Below are 16,777 nucleotides of genomic sequence, written 5' to 3'. Positions count from 1 at the left end.
CGCCGGAACCTCCGGCACCACGGCCCACCGCCGTCTCCCGCCCGGCTCAGCCCATCCGCCGCAGGGCCTCCCGGGCCCGGCGGGCGTCACGCAGTCGCCGTTCGTAGGTGGTGCCCAGCAGGAGCAGTACCAGACCGGCCGCGGCCGGCGGAGCCCAGCGGGGGAGGGCGCCGAGTGCCTGGACGAGGTAGGGCGCGAGCTCGTGCAGCGCGTCGAGCACCAGCACCGCGCCGCCCAGCACCAGGGGCGCCTGCAGGCGGCGCACCGCTCCCGCCAGGGTGACGGCCAGAGCCGCCGCGCCGAGCAGCAGCGGCCGCGTCCAGTGCGGGTCCGCCCAGGCGGCGGCCAGGCTCGGCAGCAGGGCCACGGCCAGACCGGGGGCGTAGGCCGACCAGGACGACACCGACGCGTCCCGGCGACGCCGCAGCACGCCCAGCACCAGCACGGGCAGCGCCGCCGGCAGCGCGTACGCCTCCGGGGCGGACACCTCCCAGGCCGCCAGCCGCACCCATGCGGCGAGCACGAACAGGGCGGTCGCGACGTGCGCCACCGGGCGCCGGCCCGGGCGCAGCGCGGTCGCCCCGGCGATCACCCCGGACAGCGCCAGCGCCAGGGCCAGCACCGGCGGGTCGAAGACCGTGAACAGCAGCGCGAACCCTCCGACCACCGCCCCCGTGACCTCCACCGGGAGGGCCGCGGGACCCGCCCAGCGCCGGGAGGCGATCAGCGCCGCGGCCGCCGCCACCGTGAGCAGCAGCAGACCGGCCGTGGAACCCTCCCCGTCGCGCAGGACGACGACCGAGACGACCAGCAGCGCGGCGTGGACCAGGGCGGCGGGCAGCGCGGCCGGGGCGAGCGCGCGGCGCGCCCAGGAGGCCGCCGCGAACAGCGCGATCAGCACCGGCAGCACCACCAGGGGGGCGGCCTTCGTCTCCCCCGACGACAGCGCCGCCCCGCCCGAGGCGACCAGGGCCGCCACCAGCGCGGCCCACGGACCGTCGACGGTCCGCCGGGCGGCCTCCAAGGCCCCCGCGACCACCAGCACCTGGACGGTCAGGCCGGCCCCGCGGGGCAGCTCGAACACCAGGGGCAGCGCGTACAGCACGGCGGCTCCCAGCACCGGCGCAGCCCGCCGGCCCCGCGCCCGCCACACCTCGTGGGGACCCGCCACCGTGAGCACCGCCGTGAGCGTCGCGAGCACGACCGCGGCCGGCAGCCCGTAGGGGAACTCCAGTGGCACGAGCGGCCTCAGCAGCGCCACCACCGGCAGCGGCAGCGCCCACAGCAGCGCCGCCCCGGCCACCACGGCGGACGCCCAGGCCGCCCCGCCGCGCAGCACCGCGGGCAGCGGTGTCCGTGTCACGGCGAGCAGCAGCAGCGCGCAGGCCAGGTAGCCGGGCACCGCCCACTCCCACGGCACCGCCTGCCGGACCCCGCCTCCCGCGGCGGCGACCACCAGCAGGGCGGCGGCCACCGCCGGCGCCGTGGCGGCCGCCCCCTCCCGCAGCCGCCCGGCCACCGCGGCGGCGACCAGCGCGGCGAAGGCCAGCAGAAGACCGGCCGTGGCTGCCGCACCGGCGTCGTGGGCCGACAGTGACAGCCACAGCGCGCAGGGCACGGCCAGGGCGCCCTCCAAGCAGGCCCCGACGCCCGCCGTCCACCGCACCGACGGGCGCAGCGGCGCGAGCGCGGCCGCGGCGCCCAGGGCGGAGCCGGCCAGCAGCGCCGCGACGAACAGCTCGAGGGTGCCGCCATCGGCGTCCGACGCCCACAAGGGCAGCGCGAGCTGCGCGACGGCGACCGCGGCCGGCCACGGGCCGCGCAGCTCACGGAAGAGCCACCCGTACCCGCCCCACAGCGCCGCCAGCAGCGCGCAGGCCGCCGCCGCGTACGCCGCCACCGGCGCGTCGGGCAGGGCCACTCGGTACAGGGCGTACGCGTCGAGCACGGTCAGCGTCATGCCGAGCCCGGCCAGCGACTCCGCCGTCGCCCGCAGCCCGCGTCGCAGCAGCGGCACCGGCGCGGCCAGCACCACGGTGGTGAGGGCGCCCAGCACCAGGGCCCGGCCGCCGATGCCCAGCGAGCCCCACGCCACCACGGTGAACACCAGGGAGGCGATGCCCAGCAGCAGTCCGCCCAGGAGCAGGAGCAGGTTCTGCACGTCCGGGCCGGACGTCTCGCTCCGGGGCGCCCGCCCCTGGGCCGGGACCTGCGCCCAGGGGCCGGGGGAGGGGGCCGGCGTGTTCGCCGGAGCGTTCGCGGCCCACAGCACGCCGACCAGCCAGGCGCGGCGGGCCAGCAGCTGCGCGCGCCGCGCGTCCAGGGACCGCAACTCGGCGTCGATGAGCCGCAGCTCCTCGGCCGGCGGCGGTGGTGGTGTCGTCATACCGGCACCATGACGGCGAAGCGGCCCGGTGCACATGAGTGCGGATACTCAGAACCGGTACTCACCCGGTCCGCGGCCGACGGGGGAGGGGTGTCGTGGAGGAGGCGGAGGCGACAGGTACGGTTTTCCGGACGCTTGTCTTTTTCGAGCGCTGTCGTGTCAGGAAGGGAAACACATGGACGTCGGACTCAAGCGTGAGCTCGAGCGGAAGGTGCGGGCCGGCGAGCGCCTGACCCGGGAGGACGGCATCGCGCTGTACGAGTCGGACGACCTGGCCTGGCTGGGCGCGCTGGCCCACGAGGCGCGCACCGCGCGGCACGGCGACGTCGCCTGGTTCGACGGCGCGGGGTCCGGCGGCGGCCTGGCCTTCGGCTTCGGCGGCCGGCGTGAGCGCGCCGCCGCCGTCGACGCGATGCTGCGGCTGCGCGAGGAGTGGGACGGCAGCGAGCAGGCCGCCGTCCCGACCGGGGACCGGTCCCTGTCCGGCCTGGAGGTCCTCAAGACCTACGCGGTGGCCCGGCTGCTGCTGGACAACGTGCCGCACCTGAAGGTGTTCCGCGAGACGTACGGCGACCGCACCGCCCAGCTGGCGCTGCAGCACGGCGCCGACGAGATCGACGGTCCGGCGGGCGACGAGGTCGTGGAGCTCGTGCAGGACGCCGGCTTCCGGCCCGTCCAGCACGACGGCGCCTACACGGCTGTCCGCGAGTTCGACGGACCCGACCCCGCGCGGCGGGACCAGCCGCAGGCGATGCGGCTCTGACGCGCTACGACGCGGGGCGGTGAGGCCGGCGTCCGGCCCCACCGCCCCGCGTCGCGTCGTCAGCCGATGGTCCACTTCTGGTTGGCGCCGCCGCCGCAGGTCCAGATCTGCAGGCGGGTGCCGTCGGCCGAGGAGTTGTCCTTGGCGTCCAGGCACTTGCCCGAACCCGTGTTGGTCAGGTCGCGGGCCGAAGTGTACGTCCACTTCTGGGCGTTGGTGCCGTTGCAGGTCCACAACTGGACCACGGCGCCGTCGGCCGTCGAGCCGCCCGAGACGTCCAGGCACTTGCCGAGGGCGCGCACCGTGCCGTCACCCGGGAAGCTCCACTGCTGGGCCGCGTTCCCCGTGCAGTTGTGCAGCTGGATCGGCGTGCCGTCGGCGGTCGCGGCGCCCGCCACGTCCACGCACATGCCGCCGATGCCGCGGATGGGACCCGAGGTGGGCGTGGGCGTGGACCCGCCGTCCGAGGTGGAGACGCGGACGTAGTCGATCGTCATGGTCTGCGGGAAACTGGTGGAACCGTCGGGGCTGCCCGGCCAGTTGCCGCCCACCGCCAGGTTGAGGATCAGGAAGAACGGGTGGTCGAAGACCCACCGGTCGCCGCCCAGATCCGCCGGGGTCCGCGTCTGGTAGGCGTTGCCGTCGACGTACCAGACGATCTTGTTGGGGCTCCAGTCGACGGCGAAGGTGTGGAAGCCGTCGGCGAACGCCTGGCCGCCCGGCAGGGTGTAGCCCGCGCCGATGCCCTCGCCGCCGGAGTAGCCGGGACCGTGGATGGTGCCGTGCACGGTGCCCGGCTCGCGGCCGATGTTCTCCATGACGTCCAGCTCGCCGCTGGTGGGCCAGCCCGCGCTGCCGAGGTCGTTGCCGAGCATCCAGAACGCCGGCCAGATGCCCTGCCCGCGCGGGATCTTGATCCGCGCCTCGAACCGTCCGTACGCCTGCGTGAAGGTGCGGGCCGTGTTGAGACGCGCCGACGTGTACTGGCAGCTGCCGTACCAGCACTGCAGCCCGGTGTCGGTGTTCTTGCGGGCCGTGATGACGAGGTTGCCGTTGCCGTCGAGCGCCGCGTTGTTCCGGCTGTTGGTGTAGTACTGCAGCTCGTTGTTGCCGTTGCCCGAACCGCCGGTCTCCACCGTCCACCTGCCGGGGTCGGGGGCGCTGCCCGCGGTGCCGTTGAACTCGTCCGCCCAGGTCTGCGCGGCGGCCGCCGCGGTGGCCCGGTCGGGAGCGGTCGCCGCGGCCGCGCGCGGCGCGCCCGCGCCCTGCGCGACCAGCAGCGCGGCCGCGAGGACGGCGACGAGCAGCAGGGTGAGCGTGGTGACGGGCAGTCGTCTCGTCGATTGTGCAACTGTCATGGCGTGTACGTCCCTTGAGCGTGGGGGAGGGGGCCTGTGCGCACCGTGCCGATCGGGAACGGCCGCCCGCGGGTGGGACGGAGCCGCTCCGCTTGCCCCAGATGGTATGGACCAAGTGGGGTGCGGCCAATGGTGCGTGCGGCGCGGAACCGTCCGCGCGCCCAACATGGCCGGATCCGGTCCGGCGGACCCGGCGCGATCCGGGGCCGCACCCCCTGTTCCTGCGGCGGACCGGTGTTTAGCCTCTGCGCATGACACAAGAACCGCTGCGTGAGGAGGAGCCGCCCGTCGGGCGGGAGGTGCCGGCCGTGAAGGTCTCCACCGGAGCCCTGCTGCGCTATTCGGCCGGGTCGCTCGGGATGGGCGTCTGGATCACCGTGCCCGGCATGCTGCTGCTCTACTTCATGACCGACACCCTGGGCGTCAGCCCCGCCCTCGCCGGCGTCACGCTGCTGGTCCCCAAGATCGTCGACGCGGTGGCCCACCCCGCGCTCGGCACCTGGTCGGACCGTGAGGCGAGGCGTCACGGGCACCGCCGGCGGATGCTCACCGTGGGACTGGCCCTGGCGTTCGCGTTCACCGCCCTGTTCACCGTGCCCTCCGGACTCTCCGGCGTCGGTGCGGCGCTCTGGGTCGGCGTGACGTACACGGCGGGCAACCTGCTGTTCGCCTGCTTCCAGGTCCCCTACGTCACGACGCCCACCGAACTGCGCATCGGCTACCACGAGCGCACCCGCGTCTTCATGTTCCGGATGGCGGCGCTCACCGTCGGCCTGCTGGCCACCGGCGTCGCCGCGCCGGCTCTGGTGGCCTCGGGCGAACGCGCGGCGTACTCCCGCGCGGCGATGATGCTGGCCGCCTTCATGATCGTCACCGGCCTGGTCGCCGTGCGCGGGGTCCGCCGCCTCACCGAGGAACGCGGCACCCTGCCGCCCTCCGGCGAGGGCCGTTCGGTCGTCGCCGACGTCCGGGCGGCGCTGCGGGACCGGGACTTCCGTCCGCTGCTGCTCGCCTACCTCGTCACCGGCACCACCACCCACCTGTTCCTGGCGGCCGTGCCGTACTACACGGCGTACATCCTGGGGAACGAGAAGCTGACCTCCGTGCTGATGGGCGCCTTCCTCGGCCCGGCCGTGCTGGTCGGCCCGCTCTGGCAGGCGCTCTCCCGGCGTCACGGCAAGCAGCGCGCCCTGATGACCGCGCAGGCCCTGTTCCTGGCCGGCTGCCTGGCCCTGTGGCCGGCCGGCGAGCTGGGCGCCGCGGCCACGGTCGTCGTGGCCGTGGCGCTGGGCGTCGCCTTCGCCGGTCTCCAGCTGCTCTCCTTCAGCATGCTGTCCGACGCCGTCGCGGCGGCCGAGACGAGGGGCGACACCCGCGCGGGCGCCTACTCGGGCATCTGGACGGCCACCGACGCGACCGGAACGGCGCTGGGCCCCTACCTCTACGCCCTCGCGCTGGCGATCGGCGGCTTCGTTGCCACCACCGAGGGCACCGCGCCGCAGCCGCAGCGGGCGCTGGACCTGCTGCTCATCGGCTTCACGGCGCTTCCCGCCGCCCTGATGGCGCTGGCCCTGATGTTCCAGCGCCGCTGCCGCCTCGACGAGCGGGGGAGGCCGGAAACGGTCGTCCGGACAGAACCGGAACCGACCGTCTGACCAGGGCATGACATGCGAACGGCCGCGGGGGCCGGTGTGAACCCCGCGGTCACGCGTCCGCGGGCACGGTCACATGGCGGGCGCCGAGCGGATCGCCGCGATGTCGAACTGGAGCCGCACCTTCTCGCTCACCATCGCGCCGCCCTCTGCCAGCCTGCTGTCGTAGGTCAGGCCCCAGTCCGAACGGTTGATGGTGGTGGTCCCGTCGAAACCGGCCCGCTGGTAGCCGAAGGGGTCGGTGACATTGCCGATGTAGGTCAACTCCAGCGTCACCGGCCGGGTGATCTCCTTGATGGTGAGGTCCCCGGACATCAGGAACACGTCACCGCCGGCCGTCTCCACGGAGGTGCTGACGAACCGCATCGTGGGGTAGTGGGCGGAGTCGAGGAAGTCGCGCCCGATCAGGTGGGCGTCGCGCTGCTCCACGCCGGTGTCCACGCTGCCCGTGTTGATCACGATCTCGGCCTGCGAGCGGGTCGGCTTGGTGCCGTGGAAGAAGAGACGGCTGCTGTACTCCCGGAAGCACCCCCGGACCGTCGTCACCATGGCATGCCGCACGGAGAAGCCGACCCGGCTGTGGGCCGGGTCGACGAACCACTCACCGGTCAGCGAGGCGAGATCGGGGTCGACGGGAGCCACCTGCGCGAAAGCCGATCTCGCCTCGACGGCGGGATCCGTCACGGCGAGGGACTCCGGTCGACCGGGGGCCGCGGTTCGCTTGAACAGACTCACACTTCACCTGTTTATTCGCTCGGGACTGCACGCACGACTGCGGGATCCTAATCCAGAGTCCCGCTTTTCGGCACCATATGCAGGCGCGCGCAGAATCCCCACACATTCCGCACGGGCTGGACCGGATACCCGCTCCCCTCGGTCTCATGCGCACCACTTTCGGCGCCTGGAGGCCCTGGGAAACTGGCCTGGTCAGGGCTGTGTACGGTAGTCGCTCCACAGTGTGGGTGTGGCATGGGTGGCAGGTGAAACGGATCACGCGCAGGCGGATTTCCGCCACACCCGCCCGTCCAGGGAAACCAGTCGATTACCGGGGGTTACCACATTGCCCGGGAGATGCTCCGGCAATTTACCGAAGTGATGGCGGAAGATCGGTTCCCCTGCTTTGCGCCCGAATTGCGTCAGCCCCGCCGCCCGGCACAGCAGACTGAGTGCGTCGGCCGACGCCGAGCCAGGCTCGGCGGTGTGGGTCAGCAGGCGCCGGCCGTCGCCGTCCGGCAGATGCAGCACCTCGTAGTGCAGTTCCAGGTGACCCACCTGCGGATGATGGAACCGCTTGGTGCCGCTGGAGCACAGCCGGACGTCGTGCCGCGCCCACAGGGCGGCGAACTCCCGGCTGCGGATCGACAGCTCCCCGACCAGTTCGGCGAGCGCGCGGTCGTCCGGGCGGTGGGCGGCCGAGTACCGCAGCGACGAGACGGCCGGCGCGGCCTCCTCGTGCCAGTCGGGGTACAGCTCACGGGTGTGGGCGTCCAAGAACGGGCGTGGCCCAGCGCGTTCCACGCCAGCACGTCGTTGCGCCGGCCCAGCAGCAGGGCGGGCACCGTGGGCATGGACGCCAGCAGGCGGGGCCGCCGCGCTGCTGTTCGGCTTCGCTCTGCCGCGGGCCCGCGGCGCGGGGGAGCCAGGGGCTGGAGCCGTCGACGCGCTGACCTGCCGCCGCCCACCGTCCCCGGCCGGCCGAGCCGCCGCCCGGGGGCGGCGTGTCGTTACGCCGGACTCCCGCCCCGACTCGTACCGATCCGTCACCGGCCGAACAATCGAAGCCCGGCGCGTCCGCCGCGGAACCCCGGACGGCCCCGGGATGCCGGACGCCGGACGCCGACGCCCGGCCTACGACGCCGACGTGCGACCCGAGTGAGGAACCCGATGTCCGTACCCTCCGACGAGGCCCCCGTGGCGACGCCCCCGCCCTCCGCGCCGTCGCCGAGAGCCCTGCGCCGCAGGCTCACCGTTCTCGTGCTGGGGCTGACGGTCCTGGTCGTCGCCATCCTCGTGGCCTTCGCCCTGCCCGCCGTCAACGGCGGGCCACGCGAGATCCCGATCGGCGTCGCGGGACCGGCGTCGGCCGCGGAGCGGCTGGAGCGGGCGAGCGCCGGCACCGAGTGGCAGGTCACCCGCTTCGACGACATCGGGGAACTGACCGCCGCGGTCGAGCACCGGGAGATCGTCGGCGGCCTCGCGGTCACTCCCTCGGGCGTGACGCTCTACCAGGCCAGCGCCGCCGGTCCGCAGGCCGCCGCGGCACTGGCCGGGCTGGCCACGGGGGCGGCCGGACGGCAGCACGCCGAGCTCACCGTGAAGGACCTCGCGCCCTTCCCGGAGAACGACCCGCGCGGCGCGGGATTCTCCGCCGCCGCGCTGCCGATGGTGTTCGGCGGCATCATCCCGGCCGCCGCCCTCGCCCGGCTCTTCCCCGGCCGGCCGCGCCACCGCCTGGCAGGCGCGGTGCTGTTCTCCCTCACGGCGGGCTTCGCGGTGACCGCGGTGCTCCAGTACGGCATCGGCTCGCTGACGGGCCACTACGGGACGACCGCGCTCGGTCTCTCCCTGGGCATCGCGGCCCTGGCCCTCACGCTCCTGGGACTGGAGGCGGTCTTCGGACTGCCCGGGTTCATCGTCGGCGCGGCGCTGATGATGCTGCTCGCCAACCCGCTCTCCGGCCTCGTCACCGGCCCGCACTGGCTCCCGGGCGGCTGGGCCGACCTCGGACAGCTCCTGCCGCCCGGCGCCTCCGGAAGCCTGCTGCGTGCCAACGCCTTCTTCCACGGCATCGGCGCCCTGGGGCCGGCGCTCGTCCTCGCCGGCTGGGTGCTGCTCGGCGTCACCCTCCTGCTCACCGGCGGCCGGATCCGCGACCGCCGCGCGGAGCGGGCGCGGCGGAAAGCCGCCTGAACCACCGCCGGCGGCCCCGATGGCCCCGGCGACCCCGGCGGTTCTGAGGGCTGCGGCGGCTGCCCCGGTGACCCTCAGGCGTGCGACAGGCCGAAGGACACCAGGAACCCGCACACCGTCACCAGGCCGATGGCGAGGTGCGCGTCCTCGAAGGCCTCCGGGATCATCGTGTCCGCGACCATCGCCAGGATCGCCCCGGCGGCCAGCGCCGTCACCGCCGCGATCACCGAGGGGGAGAACTCGCCCACCACCGTGTAGCCGAGCACCGCCGACACCGTGCTCGCCGCCGCGATCGCGCCCCACACGCCGAACACGAACCCCTTGCTCCGCCCCGCCTTGCGCATGCCCGCCGAACTCGACAGTCCTTCCGGCACGTTGCTGATGAACACCGCGACCACCGTGACCAGGCTGACCGCCCCGCCGTCCAGCAGGCTGACGCCGATCACCGCGGACTCGGGCACCCCGTCCAGCAGCGCGCCCAGCGCAAGGGCGGTGCCGGAACCGCCCTGCTGGTCCTCCGACGGCTGCCGGTGCGCCGCGTGACGCCCCGACCGCTTCCGGTGCCGCGCTCCCCGGCGGGCCAGCCAGACGTTGCCCAGGGTGTACGCCACCGCGCCGATCAGCGTCCCGAGGGCCGCGGGGGCCAGCCCCGCCTGGTCGTACGCCTCGCCCACCAGCTCGAAGGAGACCGCGGAGAGCAGCACGCCGGCGCCGAAGGCCATCACCGTGGCGATCACCTTCGCCGGCACCCGCATCCCGAAACCAACCACCGCCCCCAGCAACAGCGCCGATCCGGCCACGAACCCCCACAGCCCCGCCTGCACCACTTCAGCCATATGGCACCTCCTACCCGGGGGCCCGCGAACGAGCCCGCCCGGCCGACGGCTTTCACGCGCCCGGTGGAGTCACCGTGCGCACGGTCACGGACCCGCGTCCGCCTCCCCGAACCCGATCAGGGCGCCCCGGGCGTCGAACCGGGCGGTGCGCGCCCAGGCGAGTTCCCAGCGGTTGCCCTCCGGGTCGGCGACGTAGGCGGAACGGCCGCCCCACTCGCGGTCCGTCGGCTCCGCGACCGGCAGCGCGCCGGCGTCCACGGCGGCGCGGAACGCGATGTCCACGTCCTCACGGCGGTCCAGGTTGCAGGCGAGCGTCACCCCCGACCAGCCCGGCGCCGGCCGCGGCACGCCGGGGGCCGCCTCGGCGGCCAGGTCGTCGAGCGGGTACAGGGCGAGCAGCACGCCGCCCAGCAGGAAGCCCGACCAGGAGTCGTCGCTCCCGGGCGCCTCCTCCCAGCCGAGGGCGCGGTAGAAACGCCGGAGCACCGGCAGGTCGCGGGCGCCGAGGGTCAGCACGGACAGACGCGCGGGAAGTCGGGACACGGCGGGAGGCTAGCGCACCGGAAGGGACTCGACACCTGGTCCCGCGTCACCAGGACCTGGTCCCGCGTCACTCGGCACCTGGCTCCGTGTCACCCGTGTCGGTGACCCGGCCGCGTGGTGCGGCGCGCGCACTGGGCCGAACGGAGCAAGGTGACAGCGTGATCCGAACCCGGCAACTGACCTTCGCACTCCTCGCCCCCTTCCTGGTCACCGGCTGCGTCGCCGTGACGCCGAACGCGCCCCGCCCGCCCCGGGACGCCGCCACGGCCGCGGTCAGCCGACCGGCGGTCGAACAGACGGCGCCACGTCAGGACAGGGGTGAGCTGGTCGAGAGCGGCGAACGCAAGCGCCGTGCGAAGAAGGACCAGGAGAAGGCGGGCGGTCGGAGCCGCGCCGGCGAGGGAACGCGGGTGCGGACGCAGGGGCGGGGCGAACCCGCCGCCGGGCCCCGGCCCCGGGCCGAGAGCCGATCCGGGAGCGAGATCCGCTCCCGGGCGCCGGGAGCGCGACGGCACGGCTTCGGGCGGCCTCGGCAGCGGGTGGAGCAGCCGAGGGCCCGGGTGCGTCCCGCACCCCGGCCCCGGCGGCACGGCGGCCACGGGGCCGGCGGCCGGGGAGGGTTCCGGATGGGCGAGTGGTGCCGGCAGGCCCGCGGGGTCGCCTCGTCGGACGTCGTGTCCCTGTGCCACCGGGCGTACGGGCGCTGACACCCGTCCGCGCGCACCGGCCCGCAGGAGTGGATCACCGCCGGGCCGGGGCGGGACGGGGCGCCGTCGTGCCGGTGCGGGCCGCCACCGTGGCGGAGCGGCCCGCGGCGCCTCGCGGCGTCAGACGCGCGGACGCTCCAGGGTCAGCAGCAGGCCCTCGACCGCGCCGGGACCTATGCGGCCCTTCACGTCGGCCGACGTGATCGTCTTCAGGCGCCAGCCCTCCTCGGCGTGCTTGTTGAGGGTCTTCTCGAGCTTGTCGCCGTCCAGCGCGTCGCCGATCAGCGACTCGCGGAAGGTGACGACCTTGTACTCGTACACGGTGGGCGTGCTCATGCGGTGGTGCCTCCGGGCGGCGTGGTCGGCGTGGGCCGACATGATCGATCCGACAGGGGCACAGCCAACCACCTCCCGCCCGGCGGCGCGACGCCCTCGGCCCATTCCCCCGCGGCGACGGCGAAGGGGCCGGCCCGCGCGACGGCGGGACCGGCCCCTTCGGCCGAGCCGGCAGGCGGTTCAGCGGCCGGCGTTCTCGCGCCCGGCCCCGTTCCCCGCCTTGGCCGCCTTCGCGGCCTTCTCGGCGTGCAGCTGCTTGACGCGCTCCTGCTCCTTGCGGACGTCCGCCTGGAGGGCCTGCTCCTTTTCCAGCCACTCGGGGCGCTCGTCGCGCAGCGCGTTGATCTGCTCCGTGGTCAGCGCCTCGGTGATGCCGGCACGGGCCAGCCCGGAGGCGGAGACGCCCAGCCGCGCCGCGACGACCTGACGGGGGTGCGGGCCGTTGCGCCGCAGCTCCCGCAGCCACTCCGGCGGGTCGGTCTGGAGCTGGTTCAGCTCGGCGCGCGAGACGACGCCCTCCCGGAACTCGGCGGGCGTGGCCTCGAGGTACACACCCAGCTTCTTCGCCGCGGTCGCGGGCTTCATCGTCTGGGTGTTCTGGTGCGACTTCATACCGCCAAGCGTAACGACCGCGCGGAGCGCCTCCGACCACGCCGGGTAGCCTGGGCCGGGTGACAGACTCCGCCGCATCCCCCGTCTTCCGGCTCGCCTACGTACCGGGAGCCACGCCCGCCAAATGGGTGCGGATCTGGAACGAGCGTTTCCCGGGCACCCCGCTCGAACTGACTCCGGTGGAGGCCCACGATGCCCAGGAGCTGCTGCGCACCGGCGGCGCGGACGCCGGACTGGTCCGTCTCCCCGTCGACCGCGACGTCTTCAGCGCCATCCCGCTCTACACCGAGACGACGGTGGCCGTGGTCCCCAAGGACCACCTGATCACCGCCGCGGAGGAGATCTCCCTCGAGGACCTCGCCGAGGAGGTCGTGCTGCACCCGCTGGACGACGTGCTCGGCTGGGATCGGCTGCCGGGCGAGGAGGCCTTCGAGCGGCCGGCCACCACCGGGGACGCCGTCGAGCTGGTCGCGGCGAACATCGGCGTGCTGGTGGTGCCGCAGTCCCTCGCCCGCTTCCACCACCGGCGGGACCTCACCTACCGGACCGTCGTCGACGCGCCGCAGTCCGAGGTGGCGCTGGCCTGGCCGCAGGACGCCACCACGGACGCGGTGGACGACTTCATCGGCGTGGTGCGGGGGCGCACCGCCAACAGCACCCGGGGGCGGCGCGCCGCCGAGCCCGAGCGGAAGCAGGAGCCGGCCCGTGCGGCCCGCGGCGCCGCGCAGGGCGGCCGGCAGAAGCCGCAGAGCGGCGGGCGGGGCGGACGCTCCACCCCGGCCGGCGGCAAGGGCGGCGCCCCGCGCCGCGGCGGCGGCAGGCCCAAGCGGCGGGGCTGACCCTCCGCACCCCTGAGGCAGGGGCGCGGCTCAGGGCGAGGCGGCCGCGGGGCTCAGGGTGAGGCGACCGCGCGGCCCAAGGACTCCACCAGCGGCAGCAGGCGGTACGGCACGCGCTCGCGCAGCGCCACCTCCGTGCGGGTGCGGACCACCCCCGGGAGGCTGATCAGCTTCTGGATCACGTCCTCCAGGTGGCCGTTGTCCCGCGCGACCACACGGGTGAGCAGGTCCCCGCCGCCCGTGATGGAGAAGGCCTCCACGATCTCCGGCACCGCCGCCAGCTCGTCACCCACCTCGTCCAGGTGCCCCTGGGTCACCTCGATGTGGACGAACGCCAGCACCGGGTGCCCCAGCGCCGCGGGCGACAGCGCGGGTCCGGTTCCCGTGATCACCCCCCGGCGCTCCAGCTGGTCCAGCCGGGCCTGGAGGGTGCCCCGGGCCACCCCGAGGATGCGCGCGTACTCACGCGCGCTGGTGCGCGGCTGCTCCAGCAGCAGTCGCAGGATGCGGGTGTCGAGCTCGTCCACGGACATGGCCGCCGACTGTAGCAACGGGCCGGTCGCCCGCCTTTGCGCCGGGGCGCCCGAAAGGTGGTCCGATGGCTCCCTCCCGGCCGAAGTCTGCTTCCGGATGATGAGCCAATGGCCCAGTGCTCTCGTGGTCGTTTGAGCCATCAGCGTCTGTCGTGGTGAAATGGTCGGGTCAATGGCGCTGCGGATCCCCGCGGCGTCTTTTTTGTGCCGCTTTTCATGGCGCCGGTTCGGCCGGGCACCGCCGGGACGGCGTCGAGGAGGGTGAGACCTTGGTCCTGACACAGAGGAAGCCGTGGACGCGGGCGTTCGTGCCGCCGGCCGACCCCGGGCTGGTCCGGCTGCGCTTCGCCTCGCGGGGCGTGCTGGGCATCGCCGCGGCCGTGGCGGTGTGCGGGCTGATCGGGCAGGACATCGCCGGTCTGGCGACCGGCGGCCTCGCCGCCCTGCTGGTGCTGTTCACCGTCACCGACCCGACGGTGCGCGGCCAGGCCGTCACGGTCGCCCTCCAGCCGCTGGTGGGCCTGCCCGTCCTGGCGGCCGCCGCGCTGCTGCACGGGCGCCCGGTGGCCGGCGGCCTGGTCTTCGTGGCGATCGGCGGCCTCGGCGTGTACGCGCGCCGTTGGGGGCCGCGCGGTCACACCCTGGGCGCCTTCGCCTTCATGTGCTTCTTCGTGGCCCAGTTCGGCCGGGTCACGCCCGCCACGCTGCCGTCCCTCTGTGTCGCCGTCCTGCTGTCCGTCGCGGTGGCGGCGGTGGTCCGCTTCGGGCTGTGGTGCTACGAGCGCCGCCTTCCGCAGCCCGTCCCGCCGGCGCCGCCGGCCGGAGGCGCCGGGCTGCGCCGCATCACGACCCGGCAGGCCCTCCAGGTGACCGCCGGCTGCCTCTTCTCGCTCCCGCTGGGCCATCTGCTGTCGCACGAGCGGTGGTACTGGGCCGTCGGCGCGACCTGGTGGATCTTCGTGAACGTGACCTCCCGCGGCGAGACCGCGGTCCGCGGCTTCCGCCGGGTCCTGGGCACCTGCCTCGGCGCGGTCCTCGGCCTCGTCCTCACCCTGCCGCTGCACGGCGCGCCCGTCCCCTCGGCGGTCGTCGCGGCCGTCGCCGTCTTCGGGATCTTCTACACGGCGCAGACCTCGTACACCTGGATGATGCTGTCGGTCACGGTCCTCGCCCAGGCCCTCTACGGGCTGGCCGGGCTGCTCGACGGCCACCTGCTGGCACTGCGGGTTGCCGAGACGCTGGCCGGCGCGGCCGGCGCCTGGCTGGCCGTGCTGCTGGTGCTGCCGGTCACGACCCATGCCTTCAACGACGCCTGGATCCGCCGCGCCGTGCGGTGCGTGCACGCCTGCACCACCGAGGCCGCGGCCCGGCTGGCCGGCGACCCCGACGCCGACCCGGCGCCCCGGGTGGCCGAACTCGAGGCGCTGCTGGCGCAGGTGCGCAAGACCGTCGCGCCGCTGGTGCACCCCCTGTACCTGGGCCGGGAGCGCCGGGAGCGGGCCCGGCGGGTATTGGTGCTGCTCGACGAGTGCGCGCGCGAGGTCCGCGCGCTGGTGACCGTGGCCGCCGACCCGGAGGCCTCGCACGACGCCCGGCTGGCCGCCGCGTGCTGGCGGGTGGAGGCGGCCGTCGAGGCGCTCACCGGGCCCGCCGCCGGACGGTCCGTGGAGACCGGCCGGCGGGAAACGGTCGCCGAGGGGGCACTGGCCCACCTGCACGGCGTGGAGCGGGCCCTGGTCGCCCTGGCCGAGCCGCTGCGGGCCTCCGCGCCTGCCGGGACGTCCGCGCCGGCCCGGGTCTGACCGGTCCCGACAGCCCTCCCGCGCAGCTCCGACGGAACCCTGTCACGCCGCCGAGCACCGCCGCCGCGCCCCGTCCGGAGCACCGTGCGGCGCCCCGTCGAGCGCGGCCGCCGCTCCAGGTCCGGCGCTGCCCGCCACGGCGGCGTGGAGCAGAGCCGCCGCACCACCGTCGACGGGCGCACGCGACACCCCGCCGAAGTGTGCCGAATTTGGTCTAGGCCAATCGCCGCCGACTGCTACCGTCGCAGGGACCGGAACACCGGCGCACCGGCGGACACCGACCCGCACGGCACGCCGTCACACCGGCACGGCGGACGGGCGCGGCGGCGAGAGGGGACCAGCGGTGGCGGACGGCGGCGGGGCGCGGGGGCCCAAGGCGTACATCGGGTCCTTCACCGCGGCCGGAGGCCCCGGACTGGTCACCGCCGACCGTGATCCGGGCACGGGGGCCCTCGCCCTCGCCGGGGCCCTGGACGATCTGCCCGACCCGTCCTACCTGGCCCTGTCCGCGGACGGCGGGGTGCTCTACGCGGTGAGCGAGACCGCCCGGGGCGCCGTCGCCGCCTACCGCCTCACCGCGGACCTCCCCGTCCGACTCGGCCCGCCGGTGCCGGTCGGTGGGAGCGGTCCCACCCACCTGAGCCTCTTCGCCGGCCGGGTGCTCACCGCCAACTACAGTTCCGGCAGCGTCTCCGTGCTGCGGACCCGTCCCGACGGCGGGCTGCTGAGGTCCTCCGCCGCCGTGCTGACGCACACCGGTTCCGGTCCCTCCAGCCTGCGCCAGCAGGGACCGCACGCCCACCAGGTGCAGCCCGACCCCACCGGCCGCTGGGCGGTCAGCGTCGACCTCGGCACCGACTCCGTCAGGGTCTGCGCGGTCGGGGACGAGGGCCTGCGGGTATACCGGGAGATCAAGATGCGCCCCGGTTCGGGTCCCCGGCACCTGGCCTTCCACCAGGACGGCGACCGCGCCTACGTGGTCAACGAACTGACGCCCACCGTCACCGTCTGCCGCTGGAACGCCGCGCGAGGGCTCCTGGAGCCGCTGTGCGAGCTCGGCGTTCTGGAGAGGGCTCCGGAGGGCGACGCGTACCCCTCGGGAGTGGTCGCGTCCGCCGACGGCCGTTTCGTGTGGACCGCCACCCGCGGGGCGGACCTGATCTCGGTGTTCGCCGTCGACGGGGAGACCCTGCGCCTGCGGGCCACCGTGCCCTGCGGCGGGCACTGGCCCCGCGCCCTCACCGCCTGCGGGCGCTTCCTCTACGTGGCCAACGAGCGCTCCGGCGACGTCACCTGGTTCGAGACCGACCCCGCCACCGGAGTGCCGGAACGGCGCGGTGCGGTCGCGGTCCCGGCCGCCTCCTGCGTGGTCGTCGGCTGACGGCGCACGGCTGAGACGGCTGACGGCGCACGGCTGAGACGGCGCACGGCTGACGGCGCACCGTGACGCACGAAGGCCGCGGGCCCCGCTCCCGGATCCCTGGGGATCGAGGAGCGGGG

At 74.9% G+C, this 16,777-nt stretch carries 15 protein-coding genes and 1 pseudogene; 7 read left to right on the top strand and 9 right to left on the bottom strand.

Annotated features, from left to right (window positions below; genetic code table 11):
* Window positions 1–46 precede the first annotated feature (46 nt).
* Window positions 47–2,386 (bottom strand): SCO7613 C-terminal domain-containing membrane protein, encoded by a 2,340-nt coding sequence (locus tag ACFRAV_RS29765; protein ID WP_382560220.1) that lies wholly within the window; start codon window positions 2,384–2,386, stop codon window positions 47–49.
* A 175-nt stretch (window positions 2,387–2,561) separates the two neighbouring features.
* Between ACFRAV_RS29765 and ACFRAV_RS29760 the strand changes: the two genes are divergently transcribed.
* The gene (locus ACFRAV_RS29760; protein WP_382560217.1) at window positions 2,562–3,149 is read left to right on the top strand and encodes a hypothetical protein; all 588 of its coding nucleotides are present in this window, start codon (window positions 2,562–2,564) and stop codon (window positions 3,147–3,149) included.
* Between the two features lie 59 nt (window positions 3,150–3,208).
* Here ACFRAV_RS29760 and ACFRAV_RS29755 read toward each other — a convergent pair whose 3' ends face one another.
* The gene (locus ACFRAV_RS29755; protein ID WP_382560214.1) at window positions 3,209–4,507 is read right to left on the bottom strand and encodes a ricin-type beta-trefoil lectin domain protein; all 1,299 of its coding nucleotides are present in this window, start codon (window positions 4,505–4,507) and stop codon (window positions 3,209–3,211) included.
* 251 nt (window positions 4,508–4,758) lie between these two features.
* Between ACFRAV_RS29755 and ACFRAV_RS29750 the strand changes: the two genes are divergently transcribed.
* On the top strand, window positions 4,759–6,162 hold the full coding sequence (locus ACFRAV_RS29750; RefSeq protein ID WP_382560211.1) for an MFS transporter: 1,404 nt from the start codon (window positions 4,759–4,761) through the stop codon (window positions 6,160–6,162).
* A 69-nt stretch (window positions 6,163–6,231) separates the two neighbouring features.
* Here ACFRAV_RS29750 and ACFRAV_RS29745 read toward each other — a convergent pair whose 3' ends face one another.
* Window positions 6,232–6,843 carry a YceI family protein gene (locus ACFRAV_RS29745; protein ID WP_351115724.1) on the bottom strand — a complete coding sequence of 204 codons (612 nt, stop codon included), beginning with the start codon at window positions 6,841–6,843 and terminating at the stop codon, window positions 6,232–6,234.
* 306 nt (window positions 6,844–7,149) lie between these two features.
* A pseudogene (locus ACFRAV_RS29740) lies at window positions 7,150–7,727 on the bottom strand (hypothetical protein).
* A 316-nt stretch (window positions 7,728–8,043) separates the two neighbouring features.
* On the opposite strand from ACFRAV_RS29740, the gene ACFRAV_RS29735 reads away from it, so the two are divergent.
* A complete protein-coding gene (locus tag ACFRAV_RS29735) occupies window positions 8,044–9,069 on the top strand; it encodes a hypothetical protein (RefSeq protein WP_382560208.1) in 1,026 nt (341 codons plus the stop codon).
* A gap of 74 nt (window positions 9,070–9,143) precedes the next feature.
* Here the strand turns inward: ACFRAV_RS29735 and ACFRAV_RS29730 are convergent, their stop codons facing one another.
* Window positions 9,144–9,905 (bottom strand): ZIP family metal transporter, encoded by a 762-nt coding sequence (locus ACFRAV_RS29730; protein WP_382560205.1) that lies wholly within the window; start codon window positions 9,903–9,905, stop codon window positions 9,144–9,146.
* An 84-nt stretch (window positions 9,906–9,989) separates the two neighbouring features.
* Complete coding sequence (locus tag ACFRAV_RS29725; protein WP_382560202.1) at window positions 9,990–10,448, bottom strand: VOC family protein; 459 nt, start codon at window positions 10,446–10,448, stop codon at window positions 9,990–9,992.
* Between the two features lie 158 nt (window positions 10,449–10,606).
* On the opposite strand from ACFRAV_RS29725, the gene ACFRAV_RS29720 reads away from it, so the two are divergent.
* Entirely contained in the window at window positions 10,607–11,155 is a 549-nt protein-coding gene (locus tag ACFRAV_RS29720; protein ID WP_382560200.1) for a hypothetical protein, read from the top strand.
* Window positions 11,156–11,275: 120 nt separating this feature from the next.
* Here the strand turns inward: ACFRAV_RS29720 and ACFRAV_RS29715 are convergent, their stop codons facing one another.
* Entirely contained in the window at window positions 11,276–11,491 is a 216-nt protein-coding gene (locus ACFRAV_RS29715; protein WP_108957204.1) for a DUF4177 domain-containing protein, read from the bottom strand.
* Between the two features lie 180 nt (window positions 11,492–11,671).
* On the bottom strand, window positions 11,672–12,103 hold the full coding sequence (locus ACFRAV_RS29710; RefSeq protein ID WP_351117864.1) for a DUF5997 family protein: 432 nt from the start codon (window positions 12,101–12,103) through the stop codon (window positions 11,672–11,674).
* Window positions 12,104–12,162: 59 nt separating this feature from the next.
* Between ACFRAV_RS29710 and ACFRAV_RS29705 the strand changes: the two genes are divergently transcribed.
* Entirely contained in the window at window positions 12,163–12,942 is a 780-nt protein-coding gene (locus tag ACFRAV_RS29705; protein WP_382560197.1) for a LysR family substrate-binding domain-containing protein, read from the top strand.
* A gap of 53 nt (window positions 12,943–12,995) precedes the next feature.
* Here the strand turns inward: ACFRAV_RS29705 and ACFRAV_RS29700 are convergent, their stop codons facing one another.
* Window positions 12,996–13,475 (bottom strand): Lrp/AsnC family transcriptional regulator, encoded by a 480-nt coding sequence (locus ACFRAV_RS29700; protein WP_382560194.1) that lies wholly within the window; start codon window positions 13,473–13,475, stop codon window positions 12,996–12,998.
* 275 nt (window positions 13,476–13,750) lie between these two features.
* Here ACFRAV_RS29700 and ACFRAV_RS29695 point away from each other — a divergent pair, with 275 nt between their 5' ends.
* Both ACFRAV_RS29695 and ACFRAV_RS29690 read left to right on the top strand, forming a co-directional pair.
* Window positions 13,751–15,277, top strand: coding sequence for an FUSC family protein (locus ACFRAV_RS29695; RefSeq protein WP_382560223.1), 1,527 nt, complete (start codon window positions 13,751–13,753; stop codon window positions 15,275–15,277).
* A gap of 343 nt (window positions 15,278–15,620) precedes the next feature.
* Window positions 15,621–16,658, top strand: a complete 1,038-nt coding sequence (locus ACFRAV_RS29690) for a lactonase family protein (protein ID WP_382560191.1) — start codon at window positions 15,621–15,623, stop codon at window positions 16,656–16,658.
* The last annotated feature ends 119 nt before the right edge of the window (window positions 16,659–16,777 follow it).

The sequence above is a fragment of the Streptomyces sp. NPDC056600 genome, assembly GCF_042792855.1.
GTDB lineage: Bacteria > Actinomycetota > Actinomycetes > Streptomycetales > Streptomycetaceae > Streptomyces.
This window is presented reverse-complemented; position numbering and strand designations above follow the sequence as displayed.